The organism is Streptomyces sp. NPDC102406 (assembly GCF_044765725.1).
GTDB lineage: Bacteria > Actinomycetota > Actinomycetes > Streptomycetales > Streptomycetaceae > Streptomyces.
Genome location: NZ_JBIWKP010000008.1, coordinates 149,760 through 165,781 on the forward strand (window position 1 = coordinate 149,760; position 16,022 = coordinate 165,781).

Here is a 16,022-nt window from a genome sequence, read left to right on the forward strand (position 1 = left end):
GAGAACCCGCGGCGCGAAGCCCACCCCCCGACCCCGATTACCCTGGACAACCGGTCACCCCCTGGCAGGAGCGAAATGGCAGTCAATCTGGTCAACGTCGAGAACGTCACGAAGGTCTACGGCACTCGTGCCCTGCTCGACGGTGTCTCCCTCGGGGTCTCGGAGGGTGACCGGATCGGCGTGGTCGGCCGCAACGGGGACGGCAAGACGACCCTGATCCGGATGCTCGCCAAGCTGGAGGAGGCCGACACCGGCCGGGTCACGCACAGCGGCGGTCTGCGCCTGGGCGTGCTGACGCAGCACGACTCCCTCGACCCGGCGGCCACCGTGCGCCACGAGGTGATCGGTGACCTCGCCGACCACGAGTGGGCGGGCAACGCCAAGATCCGCGACGTGCTGACCGGCCTCTTCGGCGGCCTCGACATGCCGGGCTTCCAGCAGGGCCTGGACACCGTGATCGGCCCGCTGTCCGGCGGCGAGCGCCGCCGCATCGCCCTCGCCAAGCTTCTCATCGACGACCCCGACCTGCTCATCCTCGACGAGCCCACCAACCACCTCGACGTGGAGGGCATCGCCTGGCTCGCCCGCCACCTCCAGGCCCGCCGCTCGGCGCTCGTCTGCGTCACGCACGACCGCTGGTTCCTCGACCAGGTCTGCACCCGCATGTGGGACGTGCAGAAGGGCGACGTCTACGAGTACGAGGGCGGCTACTCGGACTACGTGTTCGCCCGCGCCGAGCGCGAGCGGATCGCCGCGACCGAGGAGACCAAGCGGCAGAACCTGATGCGCAAGGAGCTGGCCTGGCTGCGCCGCGGCGCCCCGGCCCGCACCTCCAAGCCCCGCTACCGCATCGAGGCCGCCAACGAGCTGATCGCCGACGTGCCGCCGCCGCGCGACACCAGCGAGCTGATGCGGTTCGCGGGCGCCCGGCTCGGCAAGACCGTCTTCGACCTGGAGGACGTGACGATCCAGGCCGGGCCCAAGGTGCTGCTCAAGCACCTCACCTGGCACCTCGGCCCCGGCGACCGCGTCGGCCTGGTCGGCGTGAACGGCGCGGGCAAGACCTCGCTGCTGCGCGCCCTCGCGGACGCCGCCCGCACCCAGGGCGAGGAGCAGCCGGTCGCCGGGCGGATCGTCGTCGGCAAGACGGTCCGCCTCGCCTACCTGTCGCAGGACGTGACGGAGCTGCCCCCCACCCTGCGGGTCCTGGAGGCCGTCCAGCAGGTCCGCGACCGCGTCGACCTGGGCAAGGGCCGCGAGATGACGGCGGGCCAGCTCTGCGAGCAGTTCGGGTTCAGCAAGGAGAAGCAGTGGACGCCGGTCGGTGACCTGTCGGGTGGTGAGCGGCGCCGCCTCCAGCTCCTGCGCCTCCTCATGGACGAGCCGAACGTCCTCTTCCTCGACGAGCCCACCAACGACCTCGACATCGAGACGCTGACGCAGTTGGAGGACCTGCTCGACGGCTGGCCCGGCTCCATGATCGTCATTTCCCACGACCGGTTCTTCATCGAGCGCACCACCGACAACACCTACGCGCTGCTCGGCGACGCCACTTTGCGGATGCTGCCGCGCGGCATCGAGGAGTACCTGGAGCGCAGGCAGCGGATGATCGACGCCGCCGCCCCGGCGCCGGTGGCGGCCCCCGCCGCCACCGCCGGGTCCGGCCCGTCGTCCGCCGACACCCGTGCCGCCAAGAAGGAACTCCAGAAGATCGAGCGCCAGTTGGACAAGATCTCCGGCAAGGAGAGCACGCTGCACGCCCAGATCGCCGAAAACGCCACGGACTTCGCGAAGGTGGCCAAGCTGGACGCGGAGCTGCGTGCACTCATCGCCGAGCGCGAGGACCTGGAAATGCGCTGGCTGGAACTGGCCGACGATGCGTGAAGGCCGCGTGTAGACGCGTAACGGACCCATCACGGGCCGGTTCTCCCTTGGGAACAGGGGCTGGACCGGCCCTTCGCATACGTGTCCACAGTGATAGAAAGGGCCGCTGGGGGCGGCCTGAGCGCACCCGTGACCGACTTGAGAACGTCCGGAAAACACCCAGGCGTGCCGGTACATCAGCAGGGAAAGAGGGGGAGCGCTGATGACTCAGCCGCCCAGCCAGCCGCCGTCCGGCGGCTTCGGAGCACCACAGGACCCGCCGCCGCAGCCCGGTTACGGGTATCCCCAGCAGCCCCAGCAGCAGCCCGGCCCCTACGGCCCGCCGCCGCAGCAGCCGGGACCGTACGGGTATCCCCAGCAGCCGGGCCCGTACGCCCAGCAGCCCGGTCCCTACGGGCAGCCGCAGCAGCAACCCCCGTACGGCTACCCGCCGCAGCAGCCGCCCACCCCGCCCGGCGGTGGCGGCAGCAAGGGGAAGACCTGGGCGATCGCCGCCGGGGCCGTCGCCCTGCTGCTCGTCGCGGGCGGCGTCGTGTTCGCGGTGGCGGGCGGCGACGACGGTGACGGCAAGAAGGACACCGCCGGCAAGGACACGGACCCCAAGGCGTCCGCGTCGGTCCCGGTCAACCCGGGCGACGGCCAGGGCGACGGCCACGGCGGCGAGGAGGACCTCAACGCGGGCCGCCAGGACGGCGAGGCGAAGGTCCTCTGGTACAAGACCGCCCCCAAGGTGGGCAGCAACGGCGCCGACGCCCCCGGCATGTGGATCACCGACAAGGTCGCCGCCAAGGCCGCCTACAAGGAGGTCCTGGGGTACGACGTCGCGGACGGCAAGGTCAGTTGGCCCGCCGTCACGCTGCCGCAGAAGATCTGCTCCGTCACCAAGACCCCGTCCGACGCCGGGAAGATCGTCGTCGCGTACATGAGCGGCACCAGCTCCCGCGCCCACTGCAACCAGATCCAGGAGATCGACCTGGCGACCGGCGCCAAGGGCTGGACGGCGAAGATCCCCGAGCGCGAGGACAAGGACGACTTCTTCGACGGCACCGGGACCAGCATCTCCCTGTCGTACGTCGGCGCCGACACCCTGATGGTCGGCCGCCAGATGTCGGGCATCGCGCTGGACGCCACCACAGGCAAGAAGAAGAAGTTCGTCGTCGAGCAGTACGGCACCGACTGCTTCCCCAAGGCCTACACCGGCGACAAGAGCAAGCTGCTCTCGATCGCGTCCTGCGGAGCGGGCGGCGACAACGGGCACGAGGAGCTGCGCCGGCTCGACCCCGGGACCGGCAAGGTCCTGTGGACGAAGAAGTTCCCCAAGGACTGGTCGATCGCGAACGTGTACTCCGTCAGCCCGCTGATCGTGTACAGCACCAACCAGGACGACAAGAAGTACAACATCGCCGTCTTCAAGAACGACACCGTCTCCGTGCAGTCCGAGGTCGGCGTCGACGGCCTCGACACCGGCTGCGGCTCCAGCTTCTCCTTCCTCACCAGGAACCTGAACGGCTGCCAGGGCGTGACCGCGGACGCCTCCACCCTCTACATGCCGACCAAGGGCAGGACCGGCGGCAAGAACGAGGTCGTCGCCATCAGCCTCACCAGCGGCAAGGAGCGCTGGCGGGTCAGCTCGCCCGAGGACCAGTCGCTGGTGCCCCTGAAGGTCGAGGGCGGCTCCGTCGTCGCGTACATGGAGGCGTCGTACGGCGGCTCCGCCGGGCGCGTGGTCTCCATCCCGGTGTCGGGCTCGCACACGCCGAAGACGCTGCTCCAGAACCCGGCGGGCACGGCCGAGATCGAGAGCGGCTTCTACTCCAAGGACGTCGCCTGGGTCGACGGGCGCTTCTACCTCTCCGCCACCAACCTGTCCGGCAGCGCCAAGGGCCAGCAGAAACTGATGCTGGCCTACGGCGACTGAGCGCCCCTCCCGCACCCTTTCCGTCCCCGTCCTCACCTTCAGGCATCCCGAGGTACCCCACGTCATGACGCAGCCGCCCCCGCCCCCGCAGCAGCCGCCGAACGAGCCGCCGCAGGACCCGCTCCGCAAGCAGCAGCCCGACTCCCCGGCGGCCCCGCAGCCCCCGGCCGCGCCGCCCGCCGGTGGTTTCGGCGCGCCCACCACGCCCCCGCCCGGCGGCTTCGGCGCCCCGACACCGCCCGCGCCGTCGCAGGACGCCCCCGGCTACGGCTACCCGCAGGCGCCGCCCCCGCCCCCGCAGGGCGCGCCGGGCTACGGCTACCCGGGCCAGCAGCCGCACCAGCCGCCACCGCCCGCGTACGGACAGCCGCAGCAGCCCTACGGGCAGCCCCAGTTCGGCCAGCAGCCGTACGGGCAGCCGCAGTACGGGTACCCGCAGCCGCCCACCGCGGCGATGACCGCTCCGGGCGGGGGCGGCGGCAAGAAGCCCTCGCCGATCGTCTGGATCATCACCGCGGCCGTCGTCGTGATCGCCCTGATCGTCGGCGGCGGGATCCTCTACGCCGGCTCGTCCGACGACGGCAAGGACGACAAGAAGACCTCCGCCGACGGCAAGGACGGCGACCAGGGCAAGGACGGCTCCGGTCCCGCCGGCGGCGAGGAGAAGGTCCCGGGCAGCACCGCGGCGAGCATCGCCTTCCAGCTCCCCGCGCCCAAGGTCGCCAAGGACGCCGTGTGGAGCGTGGCCGGTTCCTGGCTGACCGACTCCACGTACGCCAAGGCGGAGCTCAACCAGCTCATCGGCTACGAGCCGGACTCCGGCACCAAGAAGTGGACCCTGCCGCTGACCGGGCAGACCTGCGGTGCCTCCCCCGAGGTGACCGAGGCCGGACTGGCCGCCGTGCTCTCCGAGGACGGCAAGCGCAAGAAGGACAAGGACTACTTCAAGTGCACCGAGATCACGGTGTTCGACGTGAACACCGGGAAGAAGGTGTGGTCGGACAGTGTCGAGGTGAGCGGGCAGAAGATCGCCTTCAAGGAGCTGTCCGTCAGCGGCACCACGCTGGCGGTCGGCGGCGGCTACGACGGCGGCGCGGCCTTCGACATCACCTCGGGCAAGTCGCTGTGGAAGCCGCAGCAGGGAAGCTGCGAGGACGTCGGCTACCGCGGCGGCGAGCAACTCGTCGCGGTCCGCAAGTGCGGTGACTTCGACGCGGAGACCTACGAGATCCAGGTCCTCGACCCGGCCACCGGCAAACCGCGCTCGACGTACAAGGTCCCCGGCGCGCCCGGCAGCGTCAACCTCCTGTCGGTGTTCTCCAGCAAGCCGGTCACCTTCGGTGTCGCGCTCGGCGAAGAGGTCAAGTACACCGACGCGTTCGCGCTCGACGACACCGGCAACAAGCTGCGTGCCAAGATCACCATTGACCCGGAGAAGTACGACGTCGACTGCGAGGTCGGCGAGGTGCACGGCTGCAAGGGCGTCGTCGTCGGCAACGACCGCCTCTACCTGCCGTCCCAGCAGCACGACGGCAGCGGCACCGACCAGGTCAACGAGATCGTGTCGTACTCGCTGGCCGACGGGAAGATCACTGGTGACCGCTTCGACAGCGGCGCCGACTACGAGATCTTCCCGCTGCGCATGGACGGCGGCAACGTGCTGGCGTACAAGGACGGCCCCTACGACAAGGGCGCCCAGGTCGTCACCATCGACCCCGAGGCCGGCAAGCAGACGGTGCTGCTGGAGACGCCCGCGACCCAGAGCGTGCGGAACGTGCTGAGCCGGATGGTGCCGAAGTCGTCCGAGATGCTGTACTCCAACGGCCGTCTGTTCATGGGCAAGGATCTGATCAGCGAGCCGTACTCGGCGGACGACAAGCAGTACGCGGCCATCGGCTTCACTGCCAAGTAGTCCGCGCAATACGCCGGTTGACGGCCCCGCACCCTCACCAGGGGCGCGGGGCCGTCGCCGTCACCCCGGAAAGACCGGTGATTTCAGCAATGCGGGCCGCTTCTGACCGGTAGGGGGCGCGCAACGTCGAACAAGCGTGTAGCTTCCGGGGGATGAAGGAGGACGGGGAGTCGGGGGGCTCGCCTGTCCATGGGGGGCCCGGGAGATTCCTGACTGCTTCTGGGGCGAACTGGGGGGTTGGCTCAATGGGTGTGCGGCTCATGGTGGTCGACGACCACCGATTGCTCGCCGAGGCACTCGCCTCGGCCCTGAAACTGCGCGGGCACCGGGTGCTCGCCGCGGCGGCGCCCGCCGCGGGCGCCGCCGAACTGGTCATCTCCCGGGCCCCCGAGGTCTGCCTCATCGGCACGGCGACCCCGGCCGAACCGGGCACCTTCGACCCGGTGCTCCGCATCAAGCGGGAGCGCCCCCAGGTGGCGGTCGTGGTCCTCGGCCCCGTCCCGTCCCCGCGCGGCATCGCCGCGGCCTTCGCGGCCGGCGCCTCCGGCTACGTACGCCACGACGAGCGCATAGAGGGGGTCGAGCGGGCCCTGATGAAGGCCAGGGCGGGCGAGGCGGCCGTGGCCCCGGCGCTGCTCCAGGGCGCGTTCAGCGAACTCCTCAACCCCGCCGCGCAACCCGACGACGAGGGGCAGCGGCTGCTCCAGATGCTGACGCCCCGTGAGGTCGAGGTCCTGGTGCGGGTCGCCGACGGGGAGGACACGCGGTTGATCGCGGCGGGCATGGGCATCGCCCCCTCCACCGCCCGTACGCACGTCCAGCGCGTCCTGATGAAGCTCGGCGTCGGCTCCCGCCTGGAGGCGGCGGCGCTGGCCGCCCGCACCGGCCTGCTCGACCGGGCCGGTCCGGTGCCCTCGGCGCAGCCGCCGTCCCAGGACCCGTCCGCCACACCGGACTCGACGGGACCGGATTCCTGAGCTACAGTTGATCTTGTTGGTCACCGCGACAGCGGGAGACGAACAGTGCGTTGGTCGTCCAAGGAAAGACGCCCCGCTTCCTGCGGGGAAATGCAGGTGCAAGGCCTGCCCAGCGCTCCACATCACGTCCCGTCCCGCTCACCAGCGGGGCGGGACGTCTGCGTTATGGGGGTATGGGGGTATGGGGGTACCCCACGGCGAAGGGGCCGGAGCCCCGCACCCGTGGATGCGGAACCCCGGCCCCGTGCGCGGTCCGGGTGAGGGTCACTCCCCGTCGTCCGGCGTGGGCGGCGCCGTCGGACGCAGCTTCAGCCAGACGAGGAAGAACAGGCCGAGGGCGAGCATGCCGAGGCCCGTCCACAGGTTGATGTTGATGTCCTCGGCCTTCTTGAGGTCGGCGTCGGAGGCCGTGATGCCGGCGATCGTGACGATCACGCCGTAGACGACGAACAGGCCGCCGATGATGCGCCGGATGTCGAAGAGGCGGGCCGCCGTCGCGGACTTGCGCTCCAACTCGGAGACGTCGTTCTGGAGTTCAGACATGGTGGGTCGGGCCTCCGATCAGAGGGAGTAGGGGAGGTAGCAGAGGGCGGCCACGACGATGGCGCCCCAGCCGAGCAGCGCCGGCTTGCGGTACCAGGCGTCGTCGCCCTCGGCGGGCGGCTCCTCGATGCCGGGGGCCGTCGTGCCGTACACCAGTCCCGCCAGCTCCGCCTCCGGCTTGGGAGCCGTGAAGAGGGTGACCACCACCATGACCACCGCGCCCGCGACGAAGCCGACGATCGCCGAGACGAAGTTGGCGCCCTGGTCGGTCGGGATGTCGATGACGCCCTGCTTGTAGATGTAGAAGTAGTTCACCATCGCGGCCGTCGTACCGGCGACCAGGCCCCACACGCCCGACTTCATGGACGCGCGCTTCCAGAACATGCCGATGATGAAGACGACGAACATCGGGACGTTGAAGAAGGAGAACAGGGTCTGGAGGTACCCCATGATGTTCGAGAACGACGACGCGATGAACGCCGTGCCGATCGAGAGGACGACGCCGATCGCGGTGATGGCGCGGCCGAACTTCAGGTAGTACCCGTCGGGCTTGTCGGTCTTCACGTACTTGGCCCAGATGTCGTACGTGAACACGGTGTTGAAGGACGAGACGTTCGCCGCCATGCCCGCCATGAAGGCGGCCAGGAGACCGGTGACGGCGATGCCGAGCACACCGTTCGGCAGCAGCTCCTGCATCAGGTACGGGATCGCGTCGTTGTAGGTGAGGTCCGAGCCGGCGCCGCCGATCTTCGGGACGAGCACCGCGGCGACCATGCCCGGGATCATCACCAGGAAGACGATGAAGATCTTCGGGAACGCGGCGATCAGCGGGGTGCGCTGGGCGGCGGAGAGGTTCTTGGCCGACAGGGCGCGCTGCACCTCGGCGAAGTTCGTCGTCCAGTAGCCGAAGGAGAGCACGAAGCCGAGGCCGAGGATGATCGTGAGCCAGTTCGCGCCGAGCGGGTTGGCGTCACCGATGCCGGTGCCGCCCCAGGCCGACATGAAGTTGTCGCCGTGCTGGGACTTCAGGGAGTCGGTCATGCCGCCCCAGCCGCCGACCCGCTTGAGGCCGATGATGCAGATGGGGATGAGGGCCGCCAGGATCACGAAGAACTGGAGGACCTCGTTGTAGATCGCCGAGGACAGACCGCCGATGGTGATGTACGCGAGGACGAACGCGCCCGCGACCACGATGGCCACCCACTGCGGCCAGCCGAGCAGCGCCTCGACGACGATCGACAGGGCGTAGAGGTTCACGCCCGCGATCAATATTGCCGCGAAGGCGAACAGGACCGAGCTGAGCAGGTGTGCGGATTTGTCGAATCGCTGGAGCAGGAACTCCGGGACCGAGCGCACCTTCGAGCGGTAGTAGAAGGGCATCATGACCAGGCCGAGGAAGACCATGGCCGGGATGGCGCCGATCCAGTACCAGTGGACGACGGCGACGCCGTACTGCGCTCCGGTCGCGGCCATGCCGAGGATCTCGGTGGCGCCCAGGTTGGCGGCGACGAACGCGAGCCCCGTGACCCAGGCGGGCAGGGATCGTCCGGAGAGGAAGAAGTCGAGGCTGGTCTTCACCGAGCGGCGGGCCATGAAGCCGATACCGAGGACGACCACGAAGTAGATCGCCAGGATCGCGTAGTCGAGGCCGTTGGTGGGCAGCCGTAGCCCTTCGGCCAGGGTTGTCACGGCGGACGTTGTGGGGGACTGCATGGGAACTCGCTTCGTTGCGCGAACTGAATCAGACCGGAACCTACGCCTCCGTCTTCAATAAGTGAACACTTCGCCTGATGTTCTTTGTTTGATTGTGATCGAGGGCGTCCGTCACGATCCGTTCCCTTGACGGGACTGTTGGCTTATGCTTTGTTGTGTTCGGTTCTGTTTGGTTGGCGCGATGAGGAGTGTCGGACGTGAAGAAGACGTCGACCCGGCTTGCCGATGGGCGCGAGCTCATCTACTACGACTCGCGCGACGACGTCGTACGGGAGGCGGCCGACCGGCGCCCGCTGGAGCGCACCGTCACCACCTCCGAGATCCGCCGCGACCCGCTCCTCGGCGACGCCGTCGCGATCGCCTCGCACCGGCAGGGGCGCACCTACCACCCGCCGGCCGACGAGTGCCCCCTCTGCCCGTCCGAGGGGGACCGCCTCAGCGAGATCCCCGACTCCTCCTACGACGTCGCCGTCTTCGAGAACCGCTTCCCCTCGCTCGCCGGTGACTCCGGCCGGTGCGAGGTCGTGTGCTTCACCTCCGACCACGACACGTCCTTCGCCGACCTCAGCGAGGAGCAGGCCGGGCTCGTCCTGGAGGCGTGGACCGACCGGACCGCGGAACTCTCCCACCTCGACTCCGTCGAGCAGGTCTTCTGCTTCGAGAACCGCGGCGCCGAGATCGGCGTCACCCTCGGCCACCCGCACGGCCAGATCTACGGCTACCCCTTCACCACCCCGCGCACCGCCCTCATGCTGCGCTCGCTCGCCCAGCACAAGGAGCAGACCGGCGGCCGCAACCTCTTCGCCGACACCGTCGAGCGGGAGATCGCCGACGGCTCGCGCGTCGTCATCGACGGCGAGCACTGGGTGGCCTTCGTGCCGTACGCCGCCCACTGGCCCTACGAGGTGCACCTCTACCCGAAGCGCCAGGTCCCCGACCTGCTCGGGCTCGACGAGGCGGCGCGCACAGAGTTCCCCAAGGTCTATCTGGAACTCTTGAAGCGCTTCGACCGGATCTTCGGTGAGGGTGAGCCGCCGACGCCGTACATCGCGGCCTGGCACCAGGCCCCGTTCGGCACGCTGGACGAGTTCGAAGGTGTCGGCCGCGACGACTTCGCGCTGCACCTGGAGCTTTTCACCATCCGCCGCACTTCCGGCAAGCTGAAGTTCCTCGCGGGCTCCGAGTCCGGCATGAGCGTGTTCATCAACGACGTGCCGCCGGAGACCGCGGCCGAGCGACTGCGAGAGGTAGCGAGCAAGTAATGGGCCAGACCGTTCCGAAGAAGTACATGGTCACCGGTGGCGCGGGATACGTCGGCAGCGTCGTCGCCCAGCACCTGATCGAGGCGGGCCACGACGTCACCGTCCTCGACAACCTCTCCACCGGCTTCCGCGAGGGCGTGCCCGCGGGCGCCACCTTCGTCGAGGGCGACATCCGCGACGCCGCCCGGTGGCTGGACGCCTCCTTCGACGCGGTCCTCCACTTCGCCGCGTTCTCCCAGGTCGGCGAGTCGGTCGTGAAGCCCGAGAAGTACTGGGACAACAACGTCGGCGGGACGATGGCCCTGCTGGCCGCCATGCGCACGGCCGGCGTGCGCAAGCTCGTCTTCTCCTCCACCGCGGCCACCTACGGCGAGCCCGTCTCCACGCCCATCACGGAGACCGACCCCACCGCGCCCACCTCCCCGTACGGCGCCTCGAAGCTCGCCGTCGACCACATGATCACCGGCGAGGCCGCCGCGCACGGACTGGCCGCCGTCTCCCTGCGCTACTTCAACGTGGCCGGCGCCTACGGCGACTGCGGCGAGCGCCACGACCCCGAGTCGCACCTCATCCCGCTCGTCCTCCAGGTCGCCCAGGGCCGGCGCGACGCCATCTCCGTCTACGGCGACGACTACCCGACGCCCGACGGCACCTGCGTGCGCGACTACATCCACGTCGCGGACCTGGCCGAGGCGCACCTCCTCGCCGTCGACGCGGCCCGCCCCCGCGAGCACCTCATCTGCAACCTCGGCAACGGCAACGGCTTCTCCGTCCGCGAGGTCATCGAGACCGCCCGCAAGGTCACCGGGCACCCGATCCCCGAGGTCGCCGCCGAGCGCCGCGCCGGTGACCCGGCCGTCCTCGTGGCCTCCGCCGCCACCGCGCGCGAGCGCCTCGGCTGGAACCCGTCCCGCGCGGACCTCGCGGGAATCGTCGCCGACGCCTGGCGGTTCGCCCAGTCCCGGCACCGGTCGTCACTCGTAGCCCCGTAGCAGAGTAGGTAGCCAACTCATGTCTGTCGCCGCGCAGTTCAAGGACCTGTACGGGTACGAGCCCGCGGGGGTGTGGGCGGCCCCCGGCCGCGTCAACCTCATCGGCGAGTACACCGACTTCAACGAGGGCTTCGTCATGCCGCTCGCGCTGCCGCACACCGCGGTCGCCGCCGTGGCCCGGCGCACGGACGGCGTGCTGCGGCTGCACTCCGCCGACATCGACGCCCCCGTCACCGAGCTGCGCGTCGACGAGCTGACCCCGCTGTCGGCGTACGGGCAGGGCGGCTGGGCCGCCTACCCGGCCGGAGTGGTCTGGGCGCTGCGCGACGCCGGTCACGCCGTCACCGGCGCGGACCTCCACCTCGCGTCGACCGTCCCGACCGGCGCGGGCCTGTCCTCCTCGGCCGCCCTGGAGGTCGTGACCGCCTGCGCGCTGAACGAACTCTTCGGACTCGAACTCAGCGGACCGGAGTTGGCGGTCCTCGCACAGCGCGCCGAGAACGTCTTCGTCGGCGTCCCGTGCGGCGTCATGGACCAGATGGCGTCCGCGTGCGCCACCGAGGGCCACGCCCTGCACCTGGACTGCCGCGACCTGTCGACCCGTCAGGTCCCCTTCGACCTGGCCGCGCGGGGCCTGGAGCTCCTCGTCGTCGACACCCGCGTCAAGCACGAGCTGGGCGACGGCGCGTACGCGGAGCGGCGCGCGGGCTGCGAGGAGGGCGCCCGCGTCCTCGGCGTCTCGCACCTGCGGGACGTCGCCTACGCCGAACTCGGTGACGCGCTCGCCACCTTGGAGCGGTCAGGGGTGGACGAGAAGGTCGTCCGCTACGTCCGCCACGTCGTCTCCGACGACCACCGCGTCGAGCAGGTCATCGGCCTCCTGGACACCGGCCGCTCCGCGGACGTCCGCGCCATAGGCCCGATCCTCAACCAGGGCCACGCCTCGCTCCGCGACGACCTGCGCATCTCCTGCCCGGAACTGGACCTCGTCATCGACACGGCGGTGGCCTCCGGCGCGCTCGGCGCCCGGATGACGGGCGGCGGTTTCGGCGGCTCGGCGGTCGTCCTGGTGGAGAGCGCCGACGCGGACGCCGTCACCAAGGCGGTGACGGCGGCCTTCGAGGAGGCCGGGTACACGGCGCCGCGCGTGTTCCCCGCCGTGCCCTCGCCCGGCGCCCACCGGGTGAGCTGAATGGGCCGGCTCAGCCCAGCCGCTTCGTCAGCGTGAACTCCTTGACCCCCGGCGGATAGTCCGGCACCACCGCGACCACGTCGTACCCGTGCTGCCGGTAGAAGCCGGGGGCCTGGAAGTCCCAGGTCTCCACACGGGAGTTGACGCAGTCGTGCTCCTCGCGGGCGAGGCGCTCCGCCTCCGCCAGGAGCCGGGAGCCGAGTCCCGCGCCCCGGTGCCCGTCGGCGACCCAGAGCAGATCGACGTGCAGCCATCTCGCCCAGGTGTGCGCGTCGAGCCCGCCGGCCAGCGCGCCGTCGTCCGCCACCGCCCACACCTGGAGCGGGGTCTCGCGATCCGCCGCGGTGCCCCGCAGGTCACGCAAGGTCGGGGACGCCGCCGCATTGTCCTCCTGAAGCAGTGACCTGAGCAGAAGGCGGCGCTCTTTGTCGACTTCTGTCTCGATGCGAAACATGTGACTCACCATAAACGCGCCGGACAGTCGCCACCCGGCCAACGGGTAACCAGTTCTGTGAATAGCCTTCCCCTCCTGGCCCGCGGCTCTACTCTGAGGAAAACACCGGTGGGGGCCGGTGTTGATCAGGGGGCGAGACAGCCGGGTACGACGCCCGGGGTGGGGGTAGCGGATTCCGGCGCGGCGGCGGCCGTGCGACCGCGGTGACCCGCACTTCGGGCGCCGTACCTGTGTTGGTCCTTCTCCCGACGATGGGGTACCCCGCGCTCAACAGAGGGCGCGGGGAAGGGGGTTGTCACGTGGTTCGTATCCGGGTTCTGGTCGTCGACGACCATCGCATCTTCGCCGAGTCCCTGGCCGCGGCGCTCGCCGCCGAGCCGGACGTCGAGGTGTCGGCCGCGGGCAGCGGACCCGCCGCCCTGCGCTGCCTGGACCGGGGGGCCGCCGAGGGGCGCAGATTCGATGTGCTGCTGGTCGACGCCGACCTGGGCGCGGTGTCCATGCAGGGCATGCGCCCGCCGACCGTCGTGCCCGACGGCCCCGCCAAGGAAGGGCTCGTCGACGGCATCTCGCTGGTGGCGGGCGTCCGCTCGGGCCAGCCCGCCGTGCGCACGGTGGTGCTCGCCGAGCGGGACGACCCGCGGCGCGCCGCGCTCGCGTTGCAGGCCGGCGCCTCGGGCTGGGTCGCCAAGGACTGCTCCCTGTCCCGCCTGCTGACCGTCATCCGAGGCGTGCTGCGGGACGAGACGCATCTGCCCCCGGCGCTGCTCACGGGCGTCCTGCGGGAGCTGACCGCGGCCCGCAAGCACCGCACCGAGTCCGAGCGGCTGGTCGAGTCCCTGACCCCGCGCGAGCGGGAGGTCCTGCGGTGCATGGTGGCGGGGCTCGGCCGCAAGGCGGTCGCCGAGCGGCTGTTCCTGTCACCGCACACGGTGCGGACCCATATGCAGAACGTGCTCGGGAAGCTCGGGGTGCACTCGACACTGGCCGCGGTCGCGCTCGCGCGCCGGGCGGGCGTGGGGCCGGTCGACCTGGAGGCGGCCAGCTAGGCCGGGCGCCCGCTATCCCGGGATGTTGTCGAACGGGGCCGTCAACTGACGCAGGAGCGAGGCCAGTTCGGAGCGGTCCGTGCGGGACAGCTCGGCCAGGATCGCCCGCTCCTGCGCGAGCAGCCCCGCCAGGGCCTGATCCGCCCGGTCCCGCCCCTCCTCGGTGAGCCGGACCAGGACGCCGCGTCGGTCGCTGGGGTCCGGCAGACGCTCGACGAGGCCCTTCTTGGCCAGCCGGTCGATGCGGTTGGTCATCGTGCCGGACGTCACCAGCGTCTGCGTGAGGAGCTGCCCCGGCGAGAGCTGGTACGGCGAACCGGCGCGGCGCAGTGACGTGAGGACGTCGAACTCCCACGGTTCGAGCTGGTGCTCGGCGAAGGCGAGGCGGCGGGCGCGGTCGAGATGGCGCGCGAGTCTGCTGACCCGACTGAGCACCTCAAGGGGCTCCACGTCGAGGTCGGGGCGCTCCCGGCGCCACGCTGCGACCAGACGGTCGACCTCGTCCTCCATGACGATCAGTGTAGGGGGTGTGTCGATGTGAAGTCTCTTGACGTCAACTTTCTTGACATCGAGATACAGCGTTCGGGACCCTGGAACCATGGAGACGACGCCACCCACACCCCTCTGGGACCCCCAGCAGTACCTCCGGCACGCCGACCACCGCGCCCGCCCCTACGCGGACCTCCTCGCCCGCGTCCCCGCCCTGCCCCGCGAACCGGCCCGCATCGCCGACCTCGGCTGCGGCCCCGGCCACAGCACGCCACTGCTCACCGGACGCTGGCCCACCGCCCACATCACCGGCTACGACAACTCACCCGAGATGCTCGCCCGCGCCGCGTCGTACGCCGGGCCCACCACCGGCGGCGGCCACATCGACTTCGCGCCCGCCGACCTGACGCGCTGGACACCCCCGGAGACGTACGACCTGCTCGCATCGAACGCGACACTCCAATGGGTGCCGAACCACACCGACACCTTCCCCGCACTCCTCGACGCCCTCACACCCGGCGGCACCCTCGCCTTCCAGGTGCCCGGCAACTTCGAGGCCCCCAGCCACGTCCTGATGCGCCGACTCGCCCAGTCCCCCCGCTGGCGCGACCGGCTCGGCACAATCCTGCGACACACCGACGCCGTGCTCACCCCCACCGCCTACCTGCAACGGCTCACCGGCCTCGGCTGCGCCGTGGACGCCTGGGAGACGACCTACACCCACCTGCTGACCGGCGACGACCCGGTCCTGGACTGGGTCAGGGGAACCGGCCTGCGCCCCGTGCTCACCGCCCTCGCGGACGACCCCGAAGCACGCGACGCCTTCGAGACGCAGTACCGCGACCTGCTGCGCACGGCCTACCCGGCGACACCGCACGGCACCGTCCTGCCGTTCCGCCGGATCTTCGTCGTGGCGGTCACCCCGGCCACCGGCCCGCACCCCTAACTCTTCCGGTGCCCTATCAAACGCGGCTTCGGCTCCAGGCCGTCCAAGCCGTGCCACGCCAGATTCACCAGATGCGCCGCGACCTCCGCCTTCTTCGGCCTGCGCGCGTCCAGCCACCACTGACCCGTCAACGCCACCATGCCGACCAGCGCCTGCGCGTACAGCGGCGCCAGCTTGGGATCGAAACCGCGGGCCTTGAACTCCCGGCCCAGGATGTCCTCGACCTGCGTGGCGATGTCCGAGATCAACGACGCGAAGGAACCCGTGGACTGCGGGATCGGAGAGTCCCGGACCAGGATGCGGAAACCGTCCGTGTACTCCTCGATGTAGTCCAGGAGCGCGAACGCCGCCTGCTCGCACAACTCACGCGGATGACCGGCCGTGAGGGAACTCGTCACCATGGACAGAAGCTGGCGCATCTCCCGGTCCACGACGACCGCGTACAACCCCTCCTTGCCGCCGAAGTGCTCGTACACCACCGGCTTGGAGACCCCGGCCTTCGCCGCGATCTCCTCCACCGACGTGCCCTCGAACCCCTTGGCGGCGAACAGCGTCCGGCCGATCTCCAGCAACTGCTGGCGGCGCTCCGCCCCCGTCATCCGCGTCCGCCGCGCACGCCGAGGGCGGTCGGCACTGTCGCTGCTCGCATTACCCGGGGTACTTGAGTCGGTCGCCACGCGCCCCATCATGC

14 protein-coding genes are annotated in these 16,022 nt (G+C 70.4%); 9 read left to right on the forward strand and 5 right to left on the reverse strand.

The genetic code is table 11. The features are described from left to right. The first annotated feature begins 75 nt into the window (after positions 1–75). The 4 genes from ACIRF8_RS28165 to ACIRF8_RS28180 all read left to right on the forward strand — a co-directional run bounded on the left by ACIRF8_RS28165 (position 76) and on the right by ACIRF8_RS28180 (position 6,691). A complete protein-coding gene (locus ACIRF8_RS28165; protein WP_404219078.1) occupies positions 76–1,884 on the forward strand; it encodes an ABC-F family ATP-binding cassette domain-containing protein in 1,809 nt (602 codons plus the stop codon). Positions 1,885–2,086: 202 nt separating this feature from the next. After that, complete coding sequence (locus ACIRF8_RS28170) at positions 2,087–3,802, forward strand: PQQ-binding-like beta-propeller repeat protein (protein WP_404219081.1); 1,716 nt, start codon at positions 2,087–2,089, stop codon at positions 3,800–3,802. Between the two features lie 64 nt (positions 3,803–3,866). Next, positions 3,867–5,714: a PQQ-binding-like beta-propeller repeat protein gene (locus ACIRF8_RS28175; protein ID WP_404219083.1), complete on the forward strand. Its 1,848-nt coding sequence runs from the start codon at positions 3,867–3,869 to the stop codon at positions 5,712–5,714. Between the two features lie 245 nt (positions 5,715–5,959). Next, complete coding sequence (locus tag ACIRF8_RS28180; RefSeq protein WP_404219085.1) at positions 5,960–6,691, forward strand: LuxR C-terminal-related transcriptional regulator; 732 nt, start codon at positions 5,960–5,962, stop codon at positions 6,689–6,691. A 264-nt stretch (positions 6,692–6,955) separates the two neighbouring features. Here the strand turns inward: ACIRF8_RS28180 and ACIRF8_RS28185 are convergent, their stop codons facing one another. Both ACIRF8_RS28185 and ACIRF8_RS28190 read right to left on the reverse strand, forming a co-directional pair. After that, on the reverse strand, positions 6,956–7,234 hold the full coding sequence (locus tag ACIRF8_RS28185) for a hypothetical protein (RefSeq protein WP_404219087.1): 279 nt from the start codon (positions 7,232–7,234) through the stop codon (positions 6,956–6,958). Positions 7,235–7,252: 18 nt separating this feature from the next. Further along, positions 7,253–8,923 carry a sodium:solute symporter family protein gene (locus ACIRF8_RS28190; protein ID WP_404219089.1) on the reverse strand — a complete coding sequence of 557 codons (1,671 nt, stop codon included), beginning with the start codon at positions 8,921–8,923 and terminating at the stop codon, positions 7,253–7,255. A gap of 221 nt (positions 8,924–9,144) precedes the next feature. Between ACIRF8_RS28190 and galT the strand changes: the two genes are divergently transcribed. Genes galT through galK form a run of 3 tightly spaced genes read left to right on the forward strand, consistent with a single transcriptional unit; the run spans position 9,145 to position 12,393 of the window. Further along, entirely contained in the window at positions 9,145–10,209 is a 1,065-nt protein-coding gene (gene galT, locus ACIRF8_RS28195; RefSeq protein ID WP_404219091.1) for a galactose-1-phosphate uridylyltransferase, read from the forward strand. After that, positions 10,209–11,201, forward strand: a complete 993-nt coding sequence (gene galE / locus ACIRF8_RS28200) for a UDP-glucose 4-epimerase GalE (protein ID WP_404219093.1) — start codon at positions 10,209–10,211, stop codon at positions 11,199–11,201. The genes galT and galE overlap by 1 nt, the downstream gene beginning before the upstream one ends. Before the next feature lie 19 nt (positions 11,202–11,220). After that, entirely contained in the window at positions 11,221–12,393 is a 1,173-nt protein-coding gene (gene galK, locus ACIRF8_RS28205) for a galactokinase (protein ID WP_404219095.1), read from the forward strand. A gap of 10 nt (positions 12,394–12,403) precedes the next feature. Here the strand turns inward: galK and ACIRF8_RS28210 are convergent, their stop codons facing one another. Then, entirely contained in the window at positions 12,404–12,859 is a 456-nt protein-coding gene (locus ACIRF8_RS28210; protein ID WP_404219097.1) for a GNAT family N-acetyltransferase, read from the reverse strand. A 287-nt stretch (positions 12,860–13,146) separates the two neighbouring features. On the opposite strand from ACIRF8_RS28210, the gene ACIRF8_RS28215 reads away from it, so the two are divergent. Continuing rightward, positions 13,147–13,896 carry a LuxR C-terminal-related transcriptional regulator gene (locus ACIRF8_RS28215; protein WP_404219099.1) on the forward strand — a complete coding sequence of 250 codons (750 nt, stop codon included), beginning with the start codon at positions 13,147–13,149 and terminating at the stop codon, positions 13,894–13,896. A 12-nt stretch (positions 13,897–13,908) separates the two neighbouring features. Here the strand turns inward: ACIRF8_RS28215 and ACIRF8_RS28220 are convergent, their stop codons facing one another. Further along, positions 13,909–14,406 (reverse strand): MarR family winged helix-turn-helix transcriptional regulator, encoded by a 498-nt coding sequence (locus ACIRF8_RS28220; protein ID WP_404219101.1) that lies wholly within the window; start codon positions 14,404–14,406, stop codon positions 13,909–13,911. An 88-nt stretch (positions 14,407–14,494) separates the two neighbouring features. Here ACIRF8_RS28220 and ACIRF8_RS28225 point away from each other — a divergent pair, with 88 nt between their 5' ends. Next, positions 14,495–15,331: a trans-aconitate 2-methyltransferase gene (locus ACIRF8_RS28225; protein ID WP_404219103.1), complete on the forward strand. Its 837-nt coding sequence runs from the start codon at positions 14,495–14,497 to the stop codon at positions 15,329–15,331. Here ACIRF8_RS28225 and ACIRF8_RS28230 read toward each other — a convergent pair. After that, a complete protein-coding gene (locus tag ACIRF8_RS28230) occupies positions 15,328–16,020 on the reverse strand; it encodes a TetR family transcriptional regulator (protein WP_404219105.1) in 693 nt (230 codons plus the stop codon). The two genes, ACIRF8_RS28225 and ACIRF8_RS28230, sit on opposite strands and share 4 nt — an antisense overlap. Between the last annotated feature and the right edge of the window lie 2 nt (positions 16,021–16,022).

Excerpts from the sequence above, each read along its gene's own strand:
- ACIRF8_RS28180 (WP_404219085.1), top strand. The coding sequence starts at position 5,960 with ATGGGTGTGCGGCTCATGGTGGTCGACGACCACCGATTGCTCGCCGAG.
- ACIRF8_RS28210 (WP_404219097.1), bottom strand. The coding sequence starts at position 12,859 with ATGGTGAGTCACATGTTTCGCATCGAGACAGAAGTCGACAAAGAGCGC.
- ACIRF8_RS28220 (WP_404219101.1), bottom strand. The coding sequence starts at position 14,406 with ATGGAGGACGAGGTCGACCGTCTGGTCGCAGCGTGGCGCCGGGAGCGC.
- ACIRF8_RS28185 (WP_404219087.1), bottom strand. The coding sequence starts at position 7,234 with ATGTCTGAACTCCAGAACGACGTCTCCGAGTTGGAGCGCAAGTCCGCG.
- galE (WP_404219093.1), top strand. The coding sequence starts at position 10,209 with ATGGGCCAGACCGTTCCGAAGAAGTACATGGTCACCGGTGGCGCGGGA.
- ACIRF8_RS28175 (WP_404219083.1), top strand. The coding sequence starts at position 3,867 with ATGACGCAGCCGCCCCCGCCCCCGCAGCAGCCGCCGAACGAGCCGCCG.
- ACIRF8_RS28230 (WP_404219105.1), bottom strand. The coding sequence starts at position 16,020 with ATGATGGGGCGCGTGGCGACCGACTCAAGTACCCCGGGTAATGCGAGC.
- galK (WP_404219095.1), top strand. The coding sequence starts at position 11,221 with ATGTCTGTCGCCGCGCAGTTCAAGGACCTGTACGGGTACGAGCCCGCG.
- ACIRF8_RS28165 (WP_404219078.1), top strand. The coding sequence starts at position 76 with ATGGCAGTCAATCTGGTCAACGTCGAGAACGTCACGAAGGTCTACGGC.
- ACIRF8_RS28225 (WP_404219103.1), top strand. The coding sequence starts at position 14,495 with ATGGAGACGACGCCACCCACACCCCTCTGGGACCCCCAGCAGTACCTC.
- ACIRF8_RS28170 (WP_404219081.1), top strand. The coding sequence starts at position 2,087 with ATGACTCAGCCGCCCAGCCAGCCGCCGTCCGGCGGCTTCGGAGCACCA.